Here is a 23,079-nt window from a genome sequence, read left to right as displayed (position 1 = left end):
AGGGATGCCTGCGATTGTCTATTTCAATCCCATCGTGCAAGCCTAGCTTTTGGATGCCTCCAGCTCGGTGGCCGCCGAGCTGGAGGCGGGAGGGGACGGGTCGTGCCTGCGATAATCGAAGGACTGACTTAGGAGTCTGACCACCCCTCTCTTTTCCATGAGGCCTGAACGGATACCGGCATTGCTCCGGAGACAAGCAGAGGACTTGGAAAAGATGACGAGCAGCCTAGCACACAATGTCGGCACCGACATCGGCAAGGATCATTTGGATGTGGCTGTCCACCCGGCAGGCCTCATCAAGCGCTTTGCCAACACCCAGGCGGGCCATCGCGCCCTGCTTGCCTGGCTTTCTTCCTGGACTGTCGAGCGTGTGGTGTTCGAAGCAACGGGGGCCTATCATCGCGCCTTCGAACGCGCGCTCAACCAGGCCGGCCTGCCGGCCGTCAAGCTCAACCCGCGCCAGGCCCGACGCTTTGCCGAAGGTATTGGCAGGCTGGCCAAGACCGATCGCATCGATGCCATGACCCTGGCCCGCTATGGCCAGGCCGTCCAGCCCGAGCCGACCCTCATCGTCAGCCCGGCCCTTGAGGAGATGAAGCAATTGGCCGCGGCGCGGGACGCCCTGATGAAGATCAAAGTGGCAACCCAGACCCGCCAGCAAACCGCCGAACTCCCCCTGATCAAGCGCCAACTCGCCAAGACTCTGGCTCTGACCCAAGCGCAGATAAACGCCATCGACGAGGAGATCGCCAGGCGGGCCGACAAGGATCCCGCCTTCAAGCGCAGAGCCGAAATCCTCGACTCCATCCCCGCCGTGGCACCCATCACAGCTCACGCCATGCTCATTCACATGCCTGAACTGGGCACCCTGTCTCCCCCTCAAGCCGCAAGCCTGGCCGGCCTCGCCCCTGTCCCACGCGACAGCGGCAGCAAAAATGGCAAGCGCTTCATTCGCGGGGGAAGAGCCCTTCTGCGACGAGCCCTCTATATGCCCATGGTCGCCGCTATCCGATGGAACCCCGACCTCGCCGCTAAATACCAGGCCATGGTCGCCGCCGGAAAACCCAAAAAAATCGCCATCGTCGCCATCATGCGCAAGCTCATCATCCTCGCTAACGCCCTCTTGCGAGATAATCGGATTTGGACGCCTAAAGCTGCTTGACCGAACACGGATACTCCCAGGATTAGCTGCGCCTCACCTCACTCCGATCCTCCCGCGGCGTCACCGCAAAATGCGCCCGATACGACCGCGACAAGCACGAAGCGGACGAATACCCGCAGGCCATCGCCACCTCCATCACGCTCATGTCGGTCTGGCGCAAGAGCTGTCGGGCTCGCTCCAGCCGCAGCCGCAGATAGTAGTTCGCTGGCGAATCCTTCAATTGCGACCGGAACAGGCGTTCGAGCTGCCGCGCCGAGACGCCCGAAAGCGATGCCAGGCTCCTAGCGTCGAGCGGCGCCTCCAGATTGGCCTCCATCGCCGCCACCACGCGGATCAGCTTGCCATTGCCGATGCCGAGGCGCTTGGGCAAGCTCATGCGCTGGCGGTCGTGCCGGTCGCGCAGGCGGTCATGGATGAATTGTTCGGACACCGCCACCGCCAGTGACTGGCCATGCTTCCTGGCGATCATGTCGAGCATCAGATCGAGCGCCGCCGTGCCGCCGGCACAGGTGAAATGCTTTGCCGAGACCTCGAATAGCGCCTCGCTGATCTCGATATCCGGATAGGCCTCGGCAAAACCGGGCGCAGCCTCCCAATGCATGGTGACACGCCCGCCGCTGAGAAGCCCCGCGGCGGCGAGGATGGAGGCGCCGGTGTCGAGCGCGCCGATCTCGGTCCCGCGGCGGGCGAGCCGCCGCAGTGCCGCCAACATCGCCTTGCTGGCATGGGCCTCGGGCTCGAAGCTCGAGCACACGATCAGAGTGCGTATATCGGATACAGCCGAGAGCGCCCCCTCCACCGGAATGGGCCAGCCATTGGACGCCTTCACCGGCTGCCCGTCCATCGACCAGGCCCGCCAGTCGAACAGCTGCCGCCCGGCAAGGCGGTTAGCGACGCGCAGCGGCTCGACGGCGGCCGAGAAGGCCATCATCGAGAATTGCGGCACCAGCAGGAAACCGATGGGCTCGGGGCCCGAACCTGGATGCGGCTTGAACATGGACCCCCTATCCCGGCCTGAACGCCTTGCATATGGCTGGATCCGTCTCCAACCGCGGGCCCTCGATCAAGTCGATGCAATAGGGAATGGCCGGGAAAACCGCCATCAGGCATTGCCGGATCGAGGCGGGCTTGCCTGGCAGGTTGACGATCAGTGCGCCTCCGCGGATGCCGGCCGTCTGGCGCGAGAGGATGGCCGTCGGCACATATTTCAGGCTTTCCTGCCGCATCAGCTCGCCGAAGCCCGGCATCATCTTCGTGCAGACCGCTTCCGTCGCCTCCGGCGTGACGTCGCGTTTGGCCGGGCCGGTGCCGCCGGTGGTACAGATCAGGCAACAGCCTTCCTTATCCGCCAGTTCGATAAGCGTCTTCTCGATGAGATCCTGCTCATCGGCGATGACGCGCGCCACCGCCTGCCAGGACGAGGTCAGCACCTCCGCCATCAAGGCCGAGATCGCGGGCCCGCTTTTGTCCTCATAGATACCCGCGCTGGCGCGGTCCGAGATGGTCAGGATACCGATCTTCGCAGTCATGGCTAACCTACCGGCGCGACATCGACGGAAACACGCAGTGTATGCCCCGCCGAGGCGACGACAACCCCGTCGACCGGCGCGACATCGGCATAATCGCGCCCTATGGCGACGCGCACATGATCCTCGCCCGCCAGCACCGCATTGGTGGGGTCGAGATCGACCCAGCCAAGCCCGGCGCCGCACCAGACCGAGACCCAGGCATGCGTTGCGTCCGCACCCACCAGCCGCTCCTTGCCCGGCGGAGGATGGGTGCGCAGATAGCCCGAGACATAGGCGGCGGGAATGCCGATCGAGCGCAGCCCGGCCACCATCCAGTGCGCGAAATCCTGGCAGACGCCGTGGCGCTTGCGGGCGACGGCATCGAGCGGCGTCGAGATGTCGGTGGCGTTGGGATCGTAGACGAAATCGGCGTGGACGCGCTTCATCATGTCGATGGCGCCATCGAGCACCGGCCGGCCGGGCTCGAATGAAATCTCGGCATAGTCGCGCGCCTGCGGCAGCAGCGGCACGAATCGGCTGGCGAAAAGATAGTGCGCCGGCGCCTTGCCGCCGAGATCAGGTACGAGCAGCGCCTCCTGCTTCACCTCCTGCCAGGAGGGGGTGAGCAGGGCGTGCGGTGGCTCACTCGGCTTCACGTCGATGCGCACGCGCGACTCGAATCGGTGCCTGAGCGCGGCGCCGGCGAAGCGGATATGCGAGATGCGGTTGCCGAAGAAATCCACCGCATCGACCTGTTCAAGAGGCTTCGGCGTGATCATCAGATTGGCCGAGAAGACGCGCTGATTGCCTTCCGTGACCGGCTGCAGATGCAGCGTGCAGCGCGCCGCCGAGACCTCGGTGCGGTAGGTATAGGTCGTGGTGTGCCGGATAACATAGAGCAAGGGGCAATCCTGGGAGCGTGTCATCCCGGACAACTTGCGCCACGAAGTGGTGCAATGCAGATCCGGGACCGCATGACGCGATATTACTGTGAACGGTCCCGTGTCTGCGCAGCATCGCTTCGCGACGCGGCGCGCACGGGATGACTCTCCCTACCCCAATCCTTCCGCGATCTCGGCCATCGCTTCGTCCTGGTTGAAATAGCGCGCCGTGATGTCCGAGGACAGGGCCAGGAGCCGGTTTTCCAGCGAAAGGATCATGCGCTCGTCCACATCGGCAGCTTCCGTCGTCTCGATCTCCGCGCGGAGCAGGCGCGTGGTGCGCGAGAGCGGATCAACCTCGCCTTCGCGCACCACGCGGGGCAGTTCGTTGAGATGTTCGGCCAGGCGGATGATCTGGAAGGCAGCAGAACGCGGATTGCCGTCATCGAGCAGCACGAGGTCGAGCACCGGCAGGCGCAACGTGCCCATCAGGTAGCGCGCTCGATAGGTGATGCGGCTGTCGGAGACGCGCAGCAGCGCATCGAGCATGTCGACGCTGGCGCTGGGATCGGCGAGGCGCCGGGCTAGGCGGCAGGTCTGCACGGCCCGTTCCAGATGCTGGCCGATGCGCAGGAAGCGCCAACCCGCCAGGCGATTCATGTTTTCGTGGGTGAGACCGGAGAGCGCAGCGATCGTGCGCAGATAGCGGTCCGCCCGGTCGGTGACCTGCAGGTCGCGGTCGCCCTGCACCATGGCGCTGAGATCGGCGATGGCCTGGGTGGCATCGCGCGACAGCCGCTCGCGGATGGAGGAGGCGGCCCGCGCCGCCGAGCGGATGAGAGAGGGCACGGCCCCGCTCTCGCCACCGTTCAGCACCTCGCGCAGGATGGTCTCGGCGATGGCGACCGGCGCGGTCGCTGCCGCCCTGCCGAGCTTGGCCCTCGCCGCCTCTTTCTCGCTCCTGGCCGCTCCCCAGGCAATGAGTTGATCGGTCAGACGCTCGGTCGCGTGCGCCACATCCTCGTCCGCCTCGGCCGCCATCTCGTTGACGGCCCGCACGACACGCAGCGTCACCTCGGCGCGTTCGAGATAGCGCCCGAGCCAGAACAGATTATCCGCGGCACGGCTCGGCAGATGGCCGAGGCGACGCTTGATCGCTACCTTGCCGGGCGGCGGCAAGAGCGTGACATGGTCGACCGGCCCTTCCGACGTCACCCAGACATCGGCGGAGCGGCCGCCATGCTGCATGGAGAGCGCCCTGGGATCGGTGGTGTCGGCGACGCGGCAGAAGCCGCCATGCATCACCTTCCAGCCCTCGGGCGTGGCGACGGCATAGACGCGCAGGGCGAAGGGACGCGGTTCCAGCCGCTTCCCCGTCCACACCGGCATGGTGGAGAGCCGCACGACCTCCTGCGCCACCACTTCGAGCGGATGGGCCTTGAGGATAGCGGCAAGGCGCGCCTGCCCCTGCTCGTCATGGTCGGCAACCGCGCCAGCACCGTTGCGCGACAGGCCCTCGATGTGGCGTGTGAAGGCCGGCAGGATGGCCAGGCGTTCGAAATTCCGCTCGACCTCCTCGCACACGCTCTCCTCGCCACACCACCAGGTGGCGACATTGGGAAGCAGCAGGTCCTGACCAAGCAGGCGGCGGGCGAGCGCCGGCATGAAGGCGAGCATGGCCGGGGCTTCCACGAGCCCCGCGCCGAGGCTGTTGGCCAGTGCAACGGTGCGCTGCCGCAGGGCCTGCACCAACCCGGGGACGCCGAGGCGCGAGGAAGGATTGAGCTCGAGGGGATCGGCGAAATCGGCATCGAGGCGCCGCACGATCGCATCGAGGCGCTTCAGCCCCTCGATCGTGCGGACATAGACGATGCCCTCCTGCACGGTGAGATCGGCGCCCTCGACCAGGAGCAGGCCGAGATAGCGGGCAAGATAGGCGTGCTCGAAATAGGTCTCGTTGGCGGGGCCCGGCGTGAGCAGGCCTATGCGCGAGCCCTCGCGGCCGGCTTTGGCGGCGAGCGAGGAGCGCATGGCCTGGAAATAGCCGGCGAGGCGCTCGACATGCATGTCACGATAGAGCGAGGGCAGCGCTGCGGAGATCGCGAGGCGGTTCTCCAGCGCATAGCCCATGCCGGAGGGGGCCTGGGCACGATCCTTCAGCACCCACCAGCGGCCATCGGGCCCACGACCGAGATCGGCCGCGTAGACGATGAGATGTTCCCCGCCGAGCGGCGAGAAACCGGCGATGGCGCGCTGGAAGTCGGGATTGCCGGCGATCACCGCCGCCGGCAATGCGCCTTCGCGCACCAGGTTGGCAGGGCCATAGAGATCCGACAGGATGGTTTCAAGCAATTGCGCGCGCTGGACGATGCCGGCGGCGATGCCACGCCACTCGCCATGCGGGATCACCAGCGGCACATGAGAGAGCGGCCACGGCCTGTCGCTGCCGCCGGGCGAATCATAGACACGATAGGAAACGCCGGAATTCTTGATCTGCCGGTCCGCTACCGCAAAGCGCTGCGAAATCGCCTCCGGCTTCTCGCTGGCGAACTCGGCGAGCATGGGCAGCCAATGCGGGCGAATTTCGCCGGAGGGCGTCATCAATTCGTCAGCCGCGCCCGGCAGGGGCCGATAGCCGGCGAGCAGCGAGCGCAGGTTGGGGTTGCGCGAGGGAGCGAGCATGGTCATTGCCTGGAGATAGGCGCGCCGGCAAAAAAGGGCGCCGTGACTGGGACCGCGGACGTCCTCGTCCGCCTCCTTCCTACCACCATGCTCTCCGTTTCCAAGAGCGGGCGAGGACGCCCGAGGTCCCAGCCACGCCGCTTACCGGACCGGCGGCCCGCTAGCGGCAGTACCTGCGCTCCCAGGCTTCTCATCGGATCGGCCTGCGCAGATCGAGCGTGAACGGGAATTCCGCATTGCCTTCGGGCCGCGGGACAGGCGGCCAGCCCGGTGTGTGGCCAATGGGCTGGAAACGGGCGAGGCGCCGTGCCTCCGCCTCATAGGCATTCAGCGGGAAGGTCTCGTAGCTGCGTCCGCCGGGATGGGCGACGTGGTAGACGCAGCCGCCCAGCGAGCGGCCGGACCAGGTGTCGATCACGTCGAAGGTCAGCGGCGCGTGCACGGGAATGGTGGGATGGAGGCCCGAAGCCGGCTGCCAGGCCTTGAAGCGCACGCCGGCCACCGCCTCGCCACTCCTGCCCGTGCCTGCCATCGGCAGGCGCCGGCCATTGCAGGCGATGACATGACGGCTGGGATTGAAGCCCTCGGCTTTGAGCTGCAGACGCTCGACGGAGGAATCGACATAGCGCACGGTCCCTCCGGCCGCGCCTTCCTCGCCCAGCACGTGCCAGGGCTCCAACGCCTGGCGCACCTCCAGGCTGACGCCCTCATAGTCGACCTTGCCATAGAAGGGAAAGCGGAACTCGAGCTGCGCCTGATACCAGGTGGGATCGAAGCCATAGCCGGCTCGGGCGAGATCGCCGAGCACGTCCTGGAAATCGGCCCAGACGAAATGCGGCAGCATGAAACGGTCATGCAGCTGCGTGCCCCAGCGGGTGAACTCGCCTCCCTGGGGCTCGCGCCAGAACCAGGCGATCAGCGCCCTGAGCAGCAATTGCTGCGCCAGCGACATGCGGTAGTCGGGCGGCATCTCGAAGGAGCGGAACTCGATCAGGCCGAGACGACCGGTGGCGGAATCCGGCGAATAGAGCTTGTCGATGCAGATCTCGGCACGGTGGGTATTGCCGGAGACGTCAACCAACAGGTTCCGGAACAAACGGTCCACCAGCCAGGGCGGCGGATTGCCGCCCGCCGGACCGCGCACCATGTCCATGGCGATCTCGAGTTCGTAGAGGCTGTCATGCCTGGCTTCGTCGATGCGCGGTGCCTGGCTGGTCGGGCCGATGAAGAGGCCCGAAAACATGTAGGACAGCGAGGGGTGGCGCTGCCAGTAGAGCACGATGCTCTTGAGCAGGTCGGGACGGCGCAGGAAGGGACTGTCGGCCGGCGTGACGCCGCCGAGCACGACATGATTGCCGCCTCCGGTGCCGACATGGCGCCCATCGATCATGAACTTGTCGGCGCCGAGGCGGCTGAGGCGCGCCTCCTCATAGACTGTGGAGGTGATCGCCACCGTCTCCTGCCAGGAGGCGCCGGGCTGGATGTTCACCTCGATCACGCCGGGATCGGGCGTGACCTTGATGACCTGAATGCGCGGATCGTATGGCGGGGGATAGCCTTCGATATGCACGGTGAGGCCGTTCTCCTCGGCCGTAGCCTCCACAGCGACGAGCAGCTCGAGGTAATCCTCGATGGCGCTGACCGGCGGCATGAACACGCAGAGCACACCGTCGCGGATCTCGAAAGCCATGGCGGTGCGCACCACGCCGGTGCCGAGTTCCTGCTGCACCTGCGCCTGCTGCATCTGCGAGCCATCATTGCTCTGGCTGGTGCGGCGGAATTGCTGGGCCAAGGCGCCTGGATCGGGCAGTTCACGGCGCGGCTGGGTCGGATCGACCGCGTGCACATGCGGATAGACTGAAGGCGGCACATAGGGGAGCGTGGCAAGCGGCAGGCGGAAACCGGCCGGCGAATCGCCCGGCACCAGGAAGAGCCGGCCGCGGCGCAGCCGCCAATGCTCGCTGATCCAGCCACCGCGATACTCGGCGTTCCAGCGCTGCACCGGCAGCACATAGCTCGCCGGCTGTTCGAGGCCGCGGTCGAAGACACGTGCGATGCGCGCCCGGTCCTCCGGATCCTTCAGCTTGGAATCCATCGGATCGACATTGTCGGGAAGCTGGGCCTCCTGCAGGATCCAGTGCGCCGCATCCTCATAGGCCGGCACGGCGAAATTCGGCTCGATGCCCAGCTTCTGCGCCACGCCCTCGGCGAGCACCTGCATGGGCTTGGGATCGAAATTGCGCCGCACATTGGTCTTGGTCGGGCGACTATCCGATTTGGGCTCGCGGGCGATCAACTCGGGATTGGTCCAGATCGGCTTGCCGTCCTTGCGCCAATAGAGAGCGAAGGCCCAGCGCGGCAAGGATTCTCCCGGGTACCATTTGCCCTGTCCGTAATGCAGGAAGCCGCCCGGCGCGAAGGCGGAGCGCAGCCGTCGGATCAGCGTATCGGCAAGGCCGCGCTTGGTCGGCCCGACCGCACCGGTGTTCCATTCCTCGCCCTGATAATCATCGATGGAGACGAAGGTCGGCTCGCCGCCGAGCGTGAGCCGGACATCCTGGGCGACCAGGTCCTTCTCCACCTGCTGGCCGAGCGCGTCGAGATCCTTCCAGGAATCCGCGGAAAAGGGCAGCGTGACGCGGGGCGATTCGGCGATGCGCCGCACCGGCATTTCATAGCTGAAATTGGTCTCGACCGCGCCGATCGCCGTCATCGCGCCGACGATCGGCGCGGCCGAAGCGTAGTGCGGCGTGGCGGCGAGCGGGATATGCCCTTCGGTAGTCATCATGCCGGAGGTGGCATCGAGACCGACCCAGCCGGCGCCCGGCAGATAGACCTCGGCCCAGGCATGGAGGTCGGCGACATCGCGGCCGACGCCCGTCGGCCCGTCGAGCGCCTTAAGGTCGTGTGTGAGCTGGATCGAATAGCCGGAGACGAAGCGGGCGGCGAGACCCAGACGCCGCAGCACCTGCACCAGCAGCCAGGCGCTGTCGCGGCAGGAGCCCGTCTTCACCGTCAGCGTCTCATCCGGCGTCTGCACGCCGGGCTCCATGCGGATGATGTAGCCGATCTCTCTCTGGATGCGCTGGTTGAGGTCGACCAGGAAATCGACCGTACCCTTCCCTTCCATATCAATCGAAGCGACAAAATCCTCCAGCGCTTTGTCGCCCTCCGCGACCTCGAGATAGGGGCCAAGCTCATGCTTGAGATCGGCTGGATAGGCGAAGGGTAGCTTGGTGGCGTATTCCTCGATGAAGAAGTCGAACGGGTTGATCGTGGCAAAATCGGCGACGAGATCGACTTCGATCTGGAATTTGGTGGTGGATTCGGGAAAGACGAAGCGGGCCAGCCAGTTGCCGTGGGGGTCCTGCTGCCAGTTGATGAAATGGTTGGCGGGCTCCACCTTCAGGGCGTAGCTGACGATCCTCGTGCGGGAATGCGGCGCCGGCCGTAGCCGGATGACCTGCGGCGCCAGGACGACCGGCCGGTCATATTCATAGGTTGTGCGGTGATAGAGGGCAGCGACAATCGACAAGGTGGATTCCCGGATACGAAAACAGCGTACCGTATCGGTTTGCCTGCATGGGAGGCAAGCCTAATAGGCAGGCATTGTTAAGGGAGACACTCCTGGGCTCACAAGCATCCTTACAGGTCATTGGAAGCGCGCCATTGGGGAAAGAGCAGGCATCTCAGAGATGCTTGCGCCTCAGCCACTTCAGCGTTTTATTAACGTCCCGGCGCTAGAGGGCGCCCAATCGCTCCTAACGAGAACAGCTCTTACCGAGGAAGTCACCCATGATGCGCCCGGCGTCTCTTCTTGCCGCCACCCTGTTCACCCTTGCCGCATTGGCCGGCAGCATGGCGGCGGCGCAGGCCGGGGGGTTGCCGACCTATCAATACAAGCTTTTCTGCAAGGCCCTCGGCAGAGGCCAGGCGGTGATGGTGCAGAATTGCGAGACGCAGGAAGTGCTGTCCTACCAGCAGTTGCGCACGATCTGGCGCTCTCCGCCGGCCGAGGATGTCCAGGACAAGTGCTACGCGCGCAACATGCCGAACAAGCGTACGGGTTCGGGCTCCTACGTGAAATATCTGAACTGCATCATCACCAATACAGGCAATGGCTGAATTCCTGGGATCGCCCTCACCGCGCCAGCAACCGCCCATCCCTGTCGAAAATCGCGATATCGAGCGCGACCTCGCTATCGCGCAGCACCTTGACGGCCGTCTCACGCGCATAACCTGCCACCAGCGGCGGCAGATCGAGACCGGCGGCGTGCGTGATCTCCAGCGCCTCGATGGCGGTGTTGGCCTGCGCGACGGCATGGGCCACCTCACGCGCCCCGCCGAGTTCCTCCACCCTCTCGGCCAGCCAGCGCAAATCCACCGGACCGGCGCGCGAATGCAGGTCGAGCAGGCCCTGGCCGAGCTTGGTGATCTTGGCAAAGCCGCCGGCGATGGTAACGCGCGGCACGGGATGGGCGCGGACATATTTGAGCATGCCGCCGACGAAATCGCCCATGTCGATCAGCGCGGCCTCCTCCAGCCCATAGAGTTTCGCCACCGCGGCTTCCGAGGCGGAGCCGGTGGCACCGGCGATATGCTCCAGGCCCTGCGCCCGGGCGACGTCGATGCCACGGTGGATGGAATGGATCCAGGCCGAACAGGAGAAGGGCACGACAATGCCGGTGGTGCCCAGCACCGAAAGCCCGCCGACGATGCCGAGCCTCCCGTTCAGCGTCTTGCGGGCGATCGCCTCGCCATCGGCGATGGAGACGGTGACCTCGACATCGCCGGGCGCACCGTGGAGGGTGGCAACCTCGGCGATGGCGGCCGCGATCTGGGCGCGCGGACCGGGATTGATGGCGGGCTCGCCCACCGGCAGCGGCAGGCCGGGTTTGGTAAAAGTGCCGACGCCCGCGCCCGCCTTGTAGGTGACGCCGGAGCCGGGTGCGCCGCGCCGGACACTGGAGGAGACGAGCGCGCCATGGGTGACATCGGGGTCATCACCCGCGTCCTTGACGATGGTGGCGGCGGCCCGATCGGCAGCGAGTTCATGCCGGGCGAGCACGAAGGCGGGTGTCTCGCCGCGCGGCAGGGTAATGGTGACGGGATCGGGGAAGTCGCCAGTAAGCAGCGCCGCATAGGCCGCCTTGGCGGCGGCAGCAGCGCAAGCGCCGGTGGTCCAGCCGTAACGCAGGGAACCCGAGGGCTTATCTTCGGACAAGGTACTCAACCCGATCGAGACAGAGGCGCGTGTGCCCTCTCCACAAAGCGAGGAAGGCTTTCCGGCCGCGCCCAACCTCCCACCCTTTACCCTCAAACCTCCGGCAACGGAATGAATTCCGGGTCGCCCGGCACGGTGATGAAGCGGCCCTGTTTCCAATCCTCTTTGGCCTGTTCGATGCGCTCCTGCGAGGAGGACACGAAGTTCCACCAGATATGGCGCGGGCCATCCATCGTAGCCCCGCCCACCAGCACGAGCCTGGCTGCCGTCATCGCCTCGACCATCAGGGCATCGCCGGGGCGCAGCACCAGCAGAGAGCCGACGCCAAAGCGATCGCCGGCAAGGTCGACTTCGCCCGAGACGATATAGAGGGCGCGCTCCTCGGTTTGCGCATCCACCGGCAGCTTCGCGCCGGCCTCCATGGCGATGTCGACATAGAGCGTGTTCCAATCCTGCCGTACCGGCGAGGAGAGACCATAGGCCGAGCCCATCAGCACGCGCACCGTCTTGCCCTCGGCACTGTGCTCGGGGATCGTCCGGGCCTCGTAATGCTCGAAGGAGGGCGAGCCCTCCTCAAGGGACTTAGGAAGAGCGACCCAGGCCTGCAGGCCGAGCATGGAAAAGCCATGCTTGCGGTCCTCCAGGCCGGTGCGCTCGGAATGCACGATGCCGCGCCCGGCCGTCATCAGGCTGATTTCGCCAGGCCTGGTGGTTTCCGCATAGCCGAGGCTGTCGCGATGCACGATAGCGCCGTCGAAGAGATAGCTCACGGTCGACAGGCCGATATGGGGGTGCGGGCGCACATCGAAGGCCTCGCCCGGCCTGAAGATCGAAGGGCCGAAATGGTCGAGGAAGACGAAGGGACCGACGAGGCGGCGGCGCGAGCTCGGCAGCGCACGGCGCACGGCGAAGCCGCCAAGATCACGCGAGCGGGCGATGATCTGCATCTCCACCGCATTGCAGGAAAAGGCATCGCCCGGTAGGGGATCGTCGGTCGGGAAAACGGTCATGCGAGCCCTCTCATGTCATCCATGCAATAAAGCGCAATCATAAGGCGCATCGGGGCGGATCGTACGGGCCTTTTTGCAAGAGAGCCATGCAATAGCTCCGTGCAATTTGAAGCGAACCCGGCTATCACCGCCCAAACCTCCCTGACGATCGAAATCCTTTCCCAACCCGACAATAGGTCCCTGATGCCCGCTACTCTCGTGCTCTGCCGCCATGGCCAAAGTGATTGGAACCTCAAGAACCTCTTCACCGGCTGGAAGGATCCCGGCCTGACCGAGAAGGGCATTGCCGAAGCCCATGAAGCCGCCGCACGGCTGAAGGTCATGGGCATCAAGTTCGACATCGCCTTCACCTCGGCGCTGTCGCGCGCTCAGCACACCACCTCGATCATCCTCGAGGACCTCGGCCAAGCGGGCCTCGAGACCATCCGCGACCAGGCCCTCAACGAGCGCGATTATGGCGACCTCTCCGGCCTCAACAAGGACGAGGCCCGCGTCAAATGGGGCGAGGAGCAGGTGCATATCTGGCGCCGCTCCTATGACGTCCCCCCGCCTGGCGGCGAGAGCCTCAAGGACACCGCCGCGCGCGTGCTACCCTATTACGTCTACCGCATCCTGCCGCAGGCCATGGCCGGCAAGACCGTGCTGATCGGCGCCCACGGCAATTCGCTGCGCGCCTTGATCATGGCGATGGAGGGCCTGACGGGCGAGCAGATCGTCAAGCGCGAGCTCGATACCGGCGTGCCGATCGTCTACCACCTGAACCCGGATACGACGATCGCCAGCAAACAGGAGCTGAAGGGGTAGTCCCGGGAGCGCGGACGTCACAGCGACATGGCTTCATGTCGCGACGTCCGCTCTTGGAAACGCGGCGGGTGCAGGATAGGAAGAGCGGACGGGACGTCCGCGCTCCCAGGAAGCTGTCCATGATCATCGCCTCCCCTTCCGACTATCGCGCTGCCGCAAGGCGCAAGCTGCCCCGTTTCCTGTTCGATTATGTCGATGGCGGCGCCTATGCAGAGCGCACGCTGCGCAATAATGTCTCTGATCTCGAAGGCATCAGCCTGCGCCAGCGTGTTCTCAAGAATGTCGAGAAGCTGAGCCTGGAAACCGAGCTGTTCGGCCAGCCTTTCGCCATGCCCGTGATTCTGGCACCGGTGGGGCTCACTGGAATGCTCGCCCGCCGCGGCGAGGTTCAGGCGGCAAAGGCAGCGGCGGCCAAGGGCATCGCCATGACGCTCTCCACCGTCTCGGTCTGCCCGATCGAAGAGGTGGTGCCGGCAAGCTCCAGACCGATCTGGTTCCAGCTCTATGTGCTGAGGGACCGCGGCTTCATGCGCAACGCGCTGGAACGGGCGCAGGCGGCAGGCATCAACACGCTCGTCTTCACGGTCGACATGCCGACCCCGGGCGCGCGCTATCGCGACCCGCATTCGGGCATGTCCGGTCCGTTCGGACCGCAGCGACGCATCTTCCAGTCGGTCTTCAAGCCGGAATGGGCCTATGACGTCGGCCTGATGGGCAAGCCGCACGATCTGGGCAATGTCTCGAAATATCTCGGCAAGCCGACGGGCCTGGCGGACTACATCGGCTGGCTCGCCAAGAATTTCGACCCCTCGATCAGCTGGTCCGATCTCGAATGGATCCGCGATGTCTGGAAGGGCCCGATCATCATCAAGGGCATCCTCGACCCCGAGGACGCGCGCGACGCCGTGAAATTCGGCGCCAGCGGTATCATCGTTTCCAACCATGGCGGCCGCCAGCTCGACGGCGTGCTTTCCAGCGCCAAGGCCCTGCCGGCCATCGCCGATGCGGTGGGCGGTGACCTCACCCTCCTTGCCGATAGCGGTATTCGCTCCGGTCTCGACGTCGTTCGCATGCTGGCGCTCGGCGCCAAGGGTGTGATGCTCGGCCGCGCCTTTGCCTATGCCATGGCCGCCGGGGGCCAGGCGGCAGTGGAGAACCTGCTCGACATCATCGCCAAGGAGATGAGGGTGGCGATGACGCTGACCGGGGTGGAAAAGGTGTCCGAGATCGATGGGAAGAGCCTGGTGAGGTAGCTGGGAGCGCGGACGTCCCTGCGACACTCACTTGAGTGTCGCAGGGACGTCCGCGCTCCCCGCGCCGCTGCGCACCCTTCCCCCCTCCCAGCCGAGCATCGCCTGCTTTCTCGTCAAGCCCCAATGATATCCAGTCAAGGCGCCCGAGCGGCCAATCACCCGGTGGCAGGGCACTACGAAGGAGAGCGGGTTCTTACCCACGGCCGCCCCCACCGCCCGCGAGGCGTTGGGATTGCCGATATGGCTGGCGATGTCGGAATAGGTCGACATCTTGCCCATCGGGATTCGGAGAAGCGTACGCCAGACGCGAACTTCGAAATCCGTGCCGATCATCACCACATTGAGCGGCCGGTCGGCCTGCCATTTCGAGGGATCGAAAATGCGGCCGGCATAGGGCGCCGTGACCATGGAATCCTCGCGGAACTCCGCGTTGGGCCAGCGCGCCCGCATGTCTGAAAGCGCGGCCGGCTCCTCGCCGGGATCGGCGAAGGCGACGCCGGCAAGGCCGAGCGGCGCCACCATCACCAGCGCCGTGCCGAAGGGCGAGGGGTGGAAGCCATAGCTGATGGTGAGCCCCGCGCCCCCGGCCTTGAAGGAACCGGGCGTCATCGCATCATGGGTGACGAAAAGATCATGCAGCCGCCCGGGGCCGGAAAGGCCAAGTTCATAGGTGGCATCGAGGATGGAAGCGGAATCGCGCAGCAGGTCGCGAGCGCGGTCAAGCGTCACCGCCGCCAGGAAATCCTTGGGCGTGATGCCGGCCCAGCGCCGGAAGAGATGATGAAAATGCGAGACCGACAGGCCGACATGGCTGGCGATGTCCTCCAGCGATGGCTGCGTCTGCCATTTCTTCGAAATATAGGCGATCGCCTTGCGGATCCGGTCATAGTCCTCGGGCGAATTGGCGAGCGGCGAGGCGAGCGACGGCTCGGACAAGGACAGGTTGACGGGGGACATGGCAATCTCCGGGCATTCTTTCTTCATGCCCTATGTAGGCCTGCCGCAAAGGCGTTCCCACCCGAAACCTATGGTCGGTCATCCCGGACGAGCGCAGCGAGATCCGGGACCGTTTTCGTCACAGGGCGCATGGTCCCGTGTCTGCATCGCAACGCTGCCTGCTGCGACGCGCACGGGATGACCCATCACCCCCGCCTGGCCGTATTCAGCGCCTTCGCAAAGGCATCCGCGAACTCGCCCTTTTCGTGCGCGCCGAGGAAGCGGGCGATCTCGACTTCGCGGCCCTGCTGCGCCAAGGCAAGGCGCGTGGTACCGAATTCCTCATGCTGCTCGCGCTCGAGACGCACCCAGCGCGGATTGAAGTTCCACTCACGGCGGCGGCCCTTGAGGTCGATACGGGAGAACAGGAGTCGCGCCGGGGTCAGGAACACATGCTCCCTGAGCTTGGCCCCGCGATAATTGAGCTTGAACATCAGATAGAGCAGGCCGACATCGATGCCGAAAAAGCCGATTACCGGCCAGGCGCCCATCAGATAGAAGGGGATGCTGAGCAAGGTCGAAAAGCAGCCGACAGCGATGAGCAGGTTGCGGAAGCCCCGCGGCCCCAACGAGCGATGGGGATAGAGCACCGCGTCGAAGACCGGCTCTTCCAAGGGTATTTTGGGGTTGGCGCTGTCCATAATTCGCCAATATAAGCGTTTCATGCGCAGCCGCCAGACCCAAATGCCGTCGGAAACCGCCCCCGCAGTGAAATCGCTGAAGCGAACCAAGGCGAAAGCCAATGCAGCCGCGGCCTCCGCCGGCACGCAGCGTTCGGCCCTTCCACAAGCCTCGATCACCGAGATCTTCCGGCGCTTTTCCGAAGCCCTGCCCGAGCCCAAGGGCGAACTGGAATACGCAAACGTCTATACGCTGCTCGTGGCCGTGGTGCTCTCGGCGCAGGCCACCGATGTGGGCGTCAACAAAGCGACGCGCCCGCTCTTTGCCATCGCCGACACGCCGCACAAGATGGTGGCGCTCGGCGAAGAGAAGCTGATGGACTTTATCAAGACCATCGGGCTCTACCGCAACAAGGCCAGGAATGTCATCGCCCTCTCGAAGGCGTTGATCGCGGAGCATGGCGGCGAGGTGCCCCCCTCGCGCGAAGTGCTGGAAACACTGCCCGGCGTCGGCCGCAAGACCGCCAATGTGGTGCTCAACATCGCCTTCGGCCTGCCGACCATCGCCGTCGATACCCATCTCTTCCGTGTCGCCAACCGCACCGGCCTCGCCCCGGGCAAGACGCCGCTGGCCGTGGAGCTCGGTCTCGAAAAAGTGGTACCTGCCACCTATGCCCGCCATGCCCATCATTGGCTGATCCTGCACGGGCGCTATGTCTGTAAGGCGGTGAAACCGATGTGTCCGACCTGCCTGATCCGGGACATCTGCCTGTTCGAGGACAAGACGGTTTAGGATATTGTGGAGTGGCGGTCTCCGACCGCCATCTTCCTTTTCGCAAAGCGTTTCGGTGCCAAAGATGGCGGTCGGAGACCGCCACTCCAACCCCGTGTCTCCTACCGCAGAGTCAGCATCTGCATCTCATTCTAAGATACCAATCATTTGCGCAGGCAACGGCACAGCACGCACCACTTATCGCATTATTAAGATTGCCTTATTTAAGCAATACAACCTTTGATTGCACGAATTCAATTTAGCCATAAACCATAATATTTTAGTAGCGCTCCACGGTTTTCGAGGATTTGATACTTGTACTGGCATTGCAACGTGAGGGCGTGTTTGCCCCAATAAGGCCGACTGCTGTTCCTCAACGGCCAATCAATTGCGTAAAGGGAGTTCTCTTGATGGAATTTACCTCCGAACAACGAAAGACCGTCATCGCCGCCTTCCTCGGCTGGACTCTCGACGCTTTCGACTTTTTTCTTCTGACCTTTCTGATTGGCGAAATCTCCCAGGATTTCGGGGTCAAGGGTCCCGACGTTGCCTTCGCCTTGACACTGACCCTGGCGACGCGCTGGCTTGGGGCATTCTGCTTCGGCTGGCTGGCGGACAGGTTCGGGCGCAAGCCAATCCTGATGCTCAATATCGTCAGCTATTCCGTGATCGGTGCGGCTGCCGCCTTCTCGCCCAACCTTCTCGTCTTTTACATCCTGCGTGCTCTGTTCGGCTTCGCCATGGGTGGCGAATGGGGCCTCGGCAGCGCGCTTGCCATGGAAAGCATTCCGCCCAAGGCGCGCGGTATGGTCTCGGGCATGCTGCAAGCGGGCTATCCAGCCGGCTATCTGCTCGCCGCCGTGGTCTATGGCCTCTTGTCGCACAAGACCATCGCCGGCTTCACCTTCGATTGGCGCGGCCTCTTCCTGCTTTCCATCCTGCCCGCCTTGATAGTGCTGTTCATCCGCTCGCATGTGCCGGAATCGCCGGCCTTTGTCGAGGGACGCGCGCAGCAGCGAGCGGGCTTGTGGGAGACGCTGCAGTCGCATTGGGGCGTCGCGCTCTACGCCGTGGTGCTGATGATGTTCTTTAATCTGTTCAGCCATGGCACGCAGGATCTCTATCCCCGCTTCCTGCAGGACCAGCATAAGTTCGATGCGCCGACCGTGAGCTGGATCACCATCGTCGCAAATATCGGCGCCATATGCGGCGGCCTGATCTTCGGTGCCTTGTCGGAGCGGATCGGACGCGTCAACGCCATCACCATCGCCTGCCTGATTGCCCTGCCGGTGCTGCCGCTCTGGGCCTACAGCACAACCCCAGTCATGCTCGCGGTGGGTGCCTTCTGCATGCAGATCGCGGTGCAGGGCGCCTGGGGCGTGGTTCCCGCCCACCTCAACGAGCTCGTACCGGGCGCCGTCCGTGCCACATTGCCCGGCTTCATCTACCAGGCCGGCAATTTCCTGGCTTCGTTCAACGCTTATTTCCAGGCCAAGATCGCCGAGACACCAGGCAACAGCTATGGCTATGCCCTAGCTCTGGTAGGCGGCATCGTCGCCGTCGCCCTGATCATCGTGATCCGCTTCAGCCCCGAAAAGCGCGGTGAGGTCATGACGGTCCTGAGTTGACCCCTGCCAAGCTTGCGGGCGCTACCATCAAGGTCGGCGCCCGCTTTCGCATTGACGGCGCACAATGCCGGCCTTATCTGCCTGACATGGCCATCAAACCGATCATTATCCTGCCCGATTCCAAGCTGCGCCTCGTCTCCGCGCCGATCGAGCGCGTCGATGCGGAGCTGCTTGCGCTTGCTGACGACATGCTGGAAACGATGTATGACGCGCCGGGCATCGGCCTCGCTGCGATCCAGATCGCCGTGCCGCGCCGCGTCGTCGTCATCGATCTTGCCAAGGAAGACGAGCCGCTGCAGCCGCAGGTCTTCTTCAACCCCGAGGTCGTCTGGTCCTCCGACGATGGCAATGTCTATGAGGAGGGATGCCTTTCCATTCCCGACTACTATGCCGAGGTGGAGCGCCCTGCCAGGGTGCGTGTCTCCTACATCGACCGCGAGGGCAAAAAGGCCGAAATCGAGGCAGATGGGCTGCTCGCCACCTGCCTGCAGCATGAGATCGACCATCTCAACGGTGAATTGTTCATCGACCACATCTCCAAGCTCAAGCGCGACATGGTGATCCGCAAATTCACCAAGGCGCAGAAGACTGGCGAGCTGCCGCAGTTCAAGCGCGAGAAGCGCCCGGCGCCGGCGCCCTCGGCGGCCGAGAGCTGAGCGCTTGCGCGTCGTGTTCATGGGCACACCGGATTTTGCCCGGCCGGTGCTGACCGAGATCCTCAGCCAGGGGCATGAGGTGGTCGCTGCCTTCACGCGCGCGCCCGCCACCGCCGGCCGCGGCATGGCGCTGGCGCCCTCCCCCGTGCATAAGCTCGCCGAGGGCTTCGGCATTCCCGTCTTCACGCCGAAGAGCTTTCGCGACGAGGAGACGCTTTCAACCTTCCGCGCCCTCGATGCCGATGTCGCCGTGGTGGTGGCCTATGGCCTGATCCTGCCCAGGGCCGCGCTGGAGGCACCCGCCGAGGGTTGCCTGAATTTGCACGCCTCGCTGCTGCCGCGCTGGCGCGGCGCTGCGCCGATCCAGCGCGCCATCATGGCGGGCGACGCCAGGACCGGCGTGATGGTGATGCGCATGGAGGAAGGCCTGGACACCGGCCCGGTGGCGCTGGCCGACAGCGTCGAGATCGGCCCGGACATGACGGCCGGCGAACTGCATGACCGCCTTGCCCCCCTCGGCGCCGATCTGATGGCCCGAGCGCTCGGCGCCCTCTCGCGCGGGACTCTCACCTTCACCCCACAGGCGGCTGATGGCGTGACCTACGCCAGGAAGATCGAGAAGGCCGAGGCTCGCATCGACTGGTCGCGCCCGGCCGAGGAGGTGCATCACCTCATCTGCGGCCTCTCGCCCTTCCCCGGCGCCTGGTTCGAAGCCGATTGGGGCCAGGGCCAGCAGCGGGTGAAGGTGCTGCGCTCGCAGCTCGCGGAGGGCTATGGCGTAGCGGGAACCGTGCTGGATGACGAGTTGACCGTCGCCTGCGGCAGTGGCGCGGTGCGGCTCACCCAGGTACAGCGCGCCGGCAAGACGCCGATGGAGGCAGGGGTCTTCCTGAAGGGTGCGTCGGTTGTGAGGGGGGCGAGGCTCTAGCCTTCCGGGTGCACGGGCATCTTGCCCGTTCCTCCTCCTTCGTAGAGCACATCGTTTCCAAGAACGGGCAAGATTCCCGTGCACCCGAAAAGCGAGACGTCCGCGCTCCCAGCCTATAGTGTTGCGGCGGACCAGGCTTTCAGCTTCGTGCCGCTTTGCGGATAGCGGAATCGCGTATTCGTCAAGCCGGCGGCATCCTGCATCTCCGCCACGATCACTTGCGAGGCGATGATCTGCACGATGGCGTCGGCGATCTCGTTGCCGAGTTCCGGCACCTTGATCGCCAGCAGCCTGTCCGCTGGGGCAACATCCGCGCGGCTGCTGATCAGCACCGACGGGCAGCCGAAGCCGGCGACGTCCTGGGCAATCTGCACCTCGCGCCCTTTGCCGAAGGCGACAAGGCCTGTGCGACCGTCCATCGCTTCCATCGGACCGTGCAGATAGTTGAGCGTGTCCCAGCCGACAGCCGGCACGCGCACCGCCTCGCGGATCAGGATGGCGGCCTCGCCGGCCGTGGCGAAGGCAGCCCCGGCGCCCACGAGGTCGATTGCCGCGCGGTTCGCCAGAAGCTCGGCCGCCGATCTGGCAGGCCCGGCGACGGAGGCGAGCACATCGGCGATTACGCGGGGTAGCCCTTCCCAGTCCGCCGAGTCACGGCCGAGGATGCGGTCGCCGAGCATGCCTATGGCGAGCAGCATGCTGGTATAGCCGGTTGAACTGGCGCCATTGTCGTTACCGGAATGGGTGGCAATCACCCGGCCGGTGATCTCGGCGAGCGGATTGTCGCTGCCCCGGCAGATGGCGATGCGCGGCCGGCCGGCGCGCACCGTCATCACATCGGCTATCTCGACACTCTGGCCCGACGCGGAGAGTGCCACGAAGGCATCGGCGCCGGCGTCGGAAGATCCGTAGAGATCGGTCGAGCAATAGGCGAAAGAACGGGCGCCGTTGGCACGGAGGAAGGCCGCTCCGGCGAGAGCTGCCTGGTAGCTGGCGCCGATGCCGGCGAAGCCCACGGTCGTGCCGACGAAACCACTGATGTCGAGGCTCTTCAGCGTGTCAGTCACCGCCTTGCGGGTGACTTCCAGGCTCTCGGACTGGCGGGCGACGGCATCGCGGAAACCGATCCGCTCGACGATCATGTCTTTGCTCATGTGATATCCATTGGAGTTGGAAGTGGGGACGAAAGCCTTTTCCGCAAATCGGGGAAGGCCTCCGGTTCGTCCCTCACCCTTTCACGCCTCCGGCGGTCAGGCCCGAGACGATGGAGCGCTGCAAAATGAGGCCCACCAGCACCGGCGGCGTCGCCGCGATCACGCCGGCCGCCGCAAGCAGCCCGTAGTCGGAGACGCGACCGCTGGCGAGGTTGGCGATCACCACCGTCAGGGTCTGCGCCCGGCTGTCGGAGGTGAACAGCAGGGAATAGAGGAATTCGTCCCAGACGATCAGCGCGGCGAAGAGCAGCGTGGTGCCGATCACGGGCCTGGCCAGCGGCAGCACGATCTGGATGAGAATGCGCCACAACCTCGCCCCGTCGATCGCCGCGGCTTCCTCCAGATCAGCCGGAATATTGTCCATGCCGCTCTTGAGCAGCCAGGTGGCGAAGGGCATCACGATGGTGCTGTCGGCGATCATCAAGGCCCAGGGCGAATTGAGCAGGCTGAGGGAGGACAGGATGCGGTAGAGCGGCACCACGAACATCAACGGCGGCAGCATGTAGGTCGCCACGATCAGGTAGAGCAGCCAACCGAGCCTCTTGCCGGCACGCGAGAACATGTAGGCCGCGGGGATTGCCAGCAGGAAGGAGATGATCGTGGTACCGAGCGCCACCAGACAGGTGTTTCGCAGGGCGTAGAGGAAGATCTCGCCGTCGCTGTTGTGGGTGAAGGTCAGGAGCCTGGCATAGCGCGAGAAGTCGAACTGCGTCGGAAGCCAGGGCAGAGGCACCGTGGTGAGGTCGCGCTGGCTCGATATGCTCATCAGCACCATCCAGGCGAGCGGCGCCAGGATGACGAGGCCGAGCAGATAGAGCGCTCCATAGGCGGCGACGCGGCCGATACGGGACTGTTCCATTCAGCGAACCCCCGGTTGGTTGCGCACGGCGCGGGAATAGATCGCGATGAGGACCAGGCTGAGCGCTACGGAGAGCATGGCCAGCGCTGCGCCGTAACCGGCATGGCGGAACGAGAAGGCCTCCTGATAGACCAGGATGCTGAGCGATTTTGTGCTGTCGGCCGGGCCGCCGCGCGTCATCACCCAGATAATGTCGAACACCTTGACCGCCTCGATGGTACGAAGCACGGCGGCGATGCTCAGCGGCGGCAGGATCACCGGCAGCGTCACCGTCTTGAAGCGGTTCCAGGCGCGGGCGCCGTCGATCTCGGCCGCCTCGTGCAACTCGCGCGGCACGGATTGCAAGCCGGCCAAGGTAATCAGCGCCACCAGCGAGAAGGTCTTCCAGATATCGGCTATGCCGATGAAGAAAAGGGCGGTGGACGGGTTGCCCAGCCAGGACTGATAGGAGCCGATGATTCCCAGCTGCTGCAGCGCCGCGTTCAAGGCACCGAAATCGGGATTGTAGATCACACGCCAAGCCATCGCGTTCACCACCGTGGGCAGCGCCCAGGGGATGATCAGCATGGCGCGGAAGACCGTGCGACCCTTCAGGTCCATGTTGAGAAGCAGGCCGACCCCAAGGCCGATCAGCATCTCGCAGCTGACCGTCACCACCGTGAAGACGGCGGTCACACCAAGCGCCCGCAAGAATGCGGGCGATTGAAAAGCGCGTATGTAATTGTCGAGGCCGACGAACTGACCCGTGGTTCCGCCGAGCGGAGCGCTGGTGAAGCCGAGCCACACCGTATTCAGGAGCGGCCACCCGATGACGGCGAGCATCGCCACCAGCAGCGGGACTACCAGCAGGAGCAGCCCGCGAAACTCACGGATCAACTCCAT

At 64.8% G+C, this 23,079-nt stretch carries 20 protein-coding genes; 8 read left to right on the top strand and 12 right to left on the bottom strand.

All coding sequences use genetic code 11. The features are described 5' to 3' along the window. Positions 1-214 precede the first annotated feature (214 nt). Positions 215-1,162 carry an IS110 family transposase gene (locus ACMDCR_RS05350; RefSeq protein ID WP_413991524.1) on the top strand — a complete coding sequence of 316 codons (948 nt, stop codon included), beginning with the start codon at positions 215-217 and terminating at the stop codon, positions 1,160-1,162. Positions 1,163-1,184: 22 nt separating this feature from the next. On the opposite strand, the gene ACMDCR_RS05345 is transcribed toward ACMDCR_RS05350, so the two are convergent. The 5 genes from ACMDCR_RS05345 to ACMDCR_RS05325 form a co-directional block, all read right to left on the bottom strand. Next, positions 1,185-2,159 carry a GlxA family transcriptional regulator gene (locus ACMDCR_RS05345; RefSeq protein WP_413991523.1) on the bottom strand — a complete coding sequence of 325 codons (975 nt, stop codon included), beginning with the start codon at positions 2,157-2,159 and terminating at the stop codon, positions 1,185-1,187. Between the two features lie 7 nt (positions 2,160-2,166). Beyond that, the gene (gene mog, locus ACMDCR_RS05340) at positions 2,167-2,691 is read right to left on the bottom strand and encodes a molybdopterin adenylyltransferase (protein WP_413991522.1); all 525 of its coding nucleotides are present in this window, start codon (positions 2,689-2,691) and stop codon (positions 2,167-2,169) included. A 2-nt stretch (positions 2,692-2,693) separates the two neighbouring features. Further along, positions 2,694-3,572 carry a transglutaminase domain-containing protein gene (locus tag ACMDCR_RS05335; RefSeq protein WP_413991521.1) on the bottom strand — a complete coding sequence of 293 codons (879 nt, stop codon included), beginning with the start codon at positions 3,570-3,572 and terminating at the stop codon, positions 2,694-2,696. Positions 3,573-3,722: 150 nt separating this feature from the next. Further along, entirely contained in the window at positions 3,723-6,233 is a 2,511-nt protein-coding gene (locus ACMDCR_RS05330; protein WP_413991520.1) for a circularly permuted type 2 ATP-grasp protein, read from the bottom strand. Positions 6,234-6,423: 190 nt separating this feature from the next. Beyond that, positions 6,424-9,768, bottom strand: a complete 3,345-nt coding sequence (locus tag ACMDCR_RS05325) for a DUF2126 domain-containing protein (RefSeq protein WP_413991519.1) — start codon at positions 9,766-9,768, stop codon at positions 6,424-6,426. Between the two features lie 260 nt (positions 9,769-10,028). Here ACMDCR_RS05325 and ACMDCR_RS05320 point away from each other — a divergent pair, with 260 nt between their 5' ends. Continuing rightward, on the top strand, positions 10,029-10,358 hold the full coding sequence (locus ACMDCR_RS05320) for a hypothetical protein (protein WP_413991518.1): 330 nt from the start codon (positions 10,029-10,031) through the stop codon (positions 10,356-10,358). Positions 10,359-10,374: 16 nt separating this feature from the next. Here the strand turns inward: ACMDCR_RS05320 and ACMDCR_RS05315 are convergent, their stop codons facing one another. After that, entirely contained in the window at positions 10,375-11,457 is a 1,083-nt protein-coding gene (locus tag ACMDCR_RS05315) for a cobalt-precorrin-5B (C(1))-methyltransferase (RefSeq protein WP_413991517.1), read from the bottom strand. 92 nt (positions 11,458-11,549) lie between these two features. Further along, the gene (locus ACMDCR_RS05310) at positions 11,550-12,467 is read right to left on the bottom strand and encodes a pirin family protein (protein WP_413991516.1); all 918 of its coding nucleotides are present in this window, start codon (positions 12,465-12,467) and stop codon (positions 11,550-11,552) included. Between the two features lie 183 nt (positions 12,468-12,650). Here ACMDCR_RS05310 and ACMDCR_RS05305 point away from each other — a divergent pair, with 183 nt between their 5' ends. Next, positions 12,651-13,271: a 2,3-bisphosphoglycerate-dependent phosphoglycerate mutase gene (locus tag ACMDCR_RS05305; protein ID WP_413991515.1), complete on the top strand. Its 621-nt coding sequence runs from the start codon at positions 12,651-12,653 to the stop codon at positions 13,269-13,271. A gap of 119 nt (positions 13,272-13,390) precedes the next feature. After that, positions 13,391-14,524 carry an FMN-dependent L-lactate dehydrogenase LldD gene (gene lldD, locus ACMDCR_RS05300; RefSeq protein ID WP_413991514.1) on the top strand — a complete coding sequence of 378 codons (1,134 nt, stop codon included), beginning with the start codon at positions 13,391-13,393 and terminating at the stop codon, positions 14,522-14,524. A 27-nt stretch (positions 14,525-14,551) separates the two neighbouring features. Here the strand turns inward: lldD and ACMDCR_RS05295 are convergent, their stop codons facing one another. After that, a complete protein-coding gene (locus ACMDCR_RS05295) occupies positions 14,552-15,481 on the bottom strand; it encodes a methylated-DNA--[protein]-cysteine S-methyltransferase (RefSeq protein WP_413991513.1) in 930 nt (309 codons plus the stop codon). Between the two features lie 185 nt (positions 15,482-15,666). Next, entirely contained in the window at positions 15,667-16,185 is a 519-nt protein-coding gene (locus tag ACMDCR_RS05290; RefSeq protein ID WP_413991512.1) for a DUF2244 domain-containing protein, read from the bottom strand. Between ACMDCR_RS05290 and nth the strand changes: the two genes are divergently transcribed. The 4 genes from nth to fmt all read left to right on the top strand — a co-directional run bounded on the left by nth (position 16,184) and on the right by fmt (position 20,124). Further along, positions 16,184-16,933, top strand: coding sequence for an endonuclease III (gene nth / locus ACMDCR_RS05285; RefSeq protein WP_413991511.1), 750 nt, complete (start codon positions 16,184-16,186; stop codon positions 16,931-16,933). The genes ACMDCR_RS05290 and nth overlap by 2 nt on opposite strands. A gap of 389 nt (positions 16,934-17,322) precedes the next feature. Then, positions 17,323-18,540, top strand: a complete 1,218-nt coding sequence (locus ACMDCR_RS05280; RefSeq protein WP_413991510.1) for an MFS transporter — start codon at positions 17,323-17,325, stop codon at positions 18,538-18,540. An 86-nt stretch (positions 18,541-18,626) separates the two neighbouring features. Then, the gene (gene def / locus ACMDCR_RS05275; RefSeq protein WP_413993543.1) at positions 18,627-19,196 is read left to right on the top strand and encodes a peptide deformylase; all 570 of its coding nucleotides are present in this window, start codon (positions 18,627-18,629) and stop codon (positions 19,194-19,196) included. Between the two features lie 19 nt (positions 19,197-19,215). After that, positions 19,216-20,124, top strand: coding sequence for a methionyl-tRNA formyltransferase (gene fmt, locus ACMDCR_RS05270; RefSeq protein ID WP_413993542.1), 909 nt, complete (start codon positions 19,216-19,218; stop codon positions 20,122-20,124). A 113-nt stretch (positions 20,125-20,237) separates the two neighbouring features. Here the strand turns inward: fmt and ACMDCR_RS05265 are convergent, their stop codons facing one another. The 3 genes from ACMDCR_RS05265 to ACMDCR_RS05255 form a co-directional block, all read right to left on the bottom strand. Beyond that, positions 20,238-21,278 (bottom strand): SIS domain-containing protein, encoded by a 1,041-nt coding sequence (locus ACMDCR_RS05265; RefSeq protein WP_413991509.1) that lies wholly within the window; start codon positions 21,276-21,278, stop codon positions 20,238-20,240. Positions 21,279-21,351: 73 nt separating this feature from the next. Then, a complete protein-coding gene (locus tag ACMDCR_RS05260) occupies positions 21,352-22,197 on the bottom strand; it encodes a carbohydrate ABC transporter permease (RefSeq protein ID WP_413991508.1) in 846 nt (281 codons plus the stop codon). Continuing rightward, entirely contained in the window at positions 22,198-23,079 is an 882-nt protein-coding gene (locus ACMDCR_RS05255) for a carbohydrate ABC transporter permease (protein ID WP_413991507.1), read from the bottom strand. It abuts the gene before it with no gap.

The sequence above is a fragment of the Labrys okinawensis genome (assembly GCF_047345005.1).
Classification (GTDB): Bacteria; Pseudomonadota; Alphaproteobacteria; order Rhizobiales; family Labraceae; genus Labrys; species Labrys okinawensis.
The sequence above is the reverse complement of the archived record's forward strand: the minus strand, read 5'-3'. Positions and strand labels throughout refer to the sequence as shown.

Excerpts from the sequence above, each read along its gene's own strand:
- ACMDCR_RS05350 (WP_413991524.1), top strand. The coding sequence starts at position 215 with ATGACGAGCAGCCTAGCACACAATGTCGGCACCGACATCGGCAAGGAT.
- ACMDCR_RS05345 (WP_413991523.1), bottom strand. The coding sequence starts at position 2,159 with ATGTTCAAGCCGCATCCAGGTTCGGGCCCCGAGCCCATCGGTTTCCTG.
- mog (WP_413991522.1), bottom strand. The coding sequence starts at position 2,691 with ATGACTGCGAAGATCGGTATCCTGACCATCTCGGACCGCGCCAGCGCG.
- ACMDCR_RS05330 (WP_413991520.1), bottom strand. The coding sequence starts at position 6,233 with ATGCTCGCTCCCTCGCGCAACCCCAACCTGCGCTCGCTGCTCGCCGGC.
- ACMDCR_RS05320 (WP_413991518.1), top strand. The coding sequence starts at position 10,029 with ATGATGCGCCCGGCGTCTCTTCTTGCCGCCACCCTGTTCACCCTTGCC.
- ACMDCR_RS05310 (WP_413991516.1), bottom strand. The coding sequence starts at position 12,467 with ATGACCGTTTTCCCGACCGACGATCCCCTACCGGGCGATGCCTTTTCC.
- ACMDCR_RS05305 (WP_413991515.1), top strand. The coding sequence starts at position 12,651 with ATGCCCGCTACTCTCGTGCTCTGCCGCCATGGCCAAAGTGATTGGAAC.
- lldD (WP_413991514.1), top strand. The coding sequence starts at position 13,391 with ATGATCATCGCCTCCCCTTCCGACTATCGCGCTGCCGCAAGGCGCAAG.
- ACMDCR_RS05295 (WP_413991513.1), bottom strand. The coding sequence starts at position 15,481 with ATGTCCCCCGTCAACCTGTCCTTGTCCGAGCCGTCGCTCGCCTCGCCG.
- nth (WP_413991511.1), top strand. The coding sequence starts at position 16,184 with ATGCGCAGCCGCCAGACCCAAATGCCGTCGGAAACCGCCCCCGCAGTG.
- ACMDCR_RS05290 (WP_413991512.1), bottom strand. The coding sequence starts at position 16,185 with ATGAAACGCTTATATTGGCGAATTATGGACAGCGCCAACCCCAAAATA.
- ACMDCR_RS05280 (WP_413991510.1), top strand. The coding sequence starts at position 17,323 with ATGGAATTTACCTCCGAACAACGAAAGACCGTCATCGCCGCCTTCCTC.
- def (WP_413993543.1), top strand. The coding sequence starts at position 18,627 with ATGGCCATCAAACCGATCATTATCCTGCCCGATTCCAAGCTGCGCCTC.
- fmt (WP_413993542.1), top strand. The coding sequence starts at position 19,216 with ATGGGCACACCGGATTTTGCCCGGCCGGTGCTGACCGAGATCCTCAGC.
- ACMDCR_RS05265 (WP_413991509.1), bottom strand. The coding sequence starts at position 21,278 with ATGAGCAAAGACATGATCGTCGAGCGGATCGGTTTCCGCGATGCCGTC.
- ACMDCR_RS05260 (WP_413991508.1), bottom strand. The coding sequence starts at position 22,197 with ATGGAACAGTCCCGTATCGGCCGCGTCGCCGCCTATGGAGCGCTCTAT.
- ACMDCR_RS05255 (WP_413991507.1), bottom strand. The coding sequence starts at position 23,079 with ATGGAGTTGATCCGTGAGTTTCGCGGGCTGCTCCTGCTGGTAGTCCCG.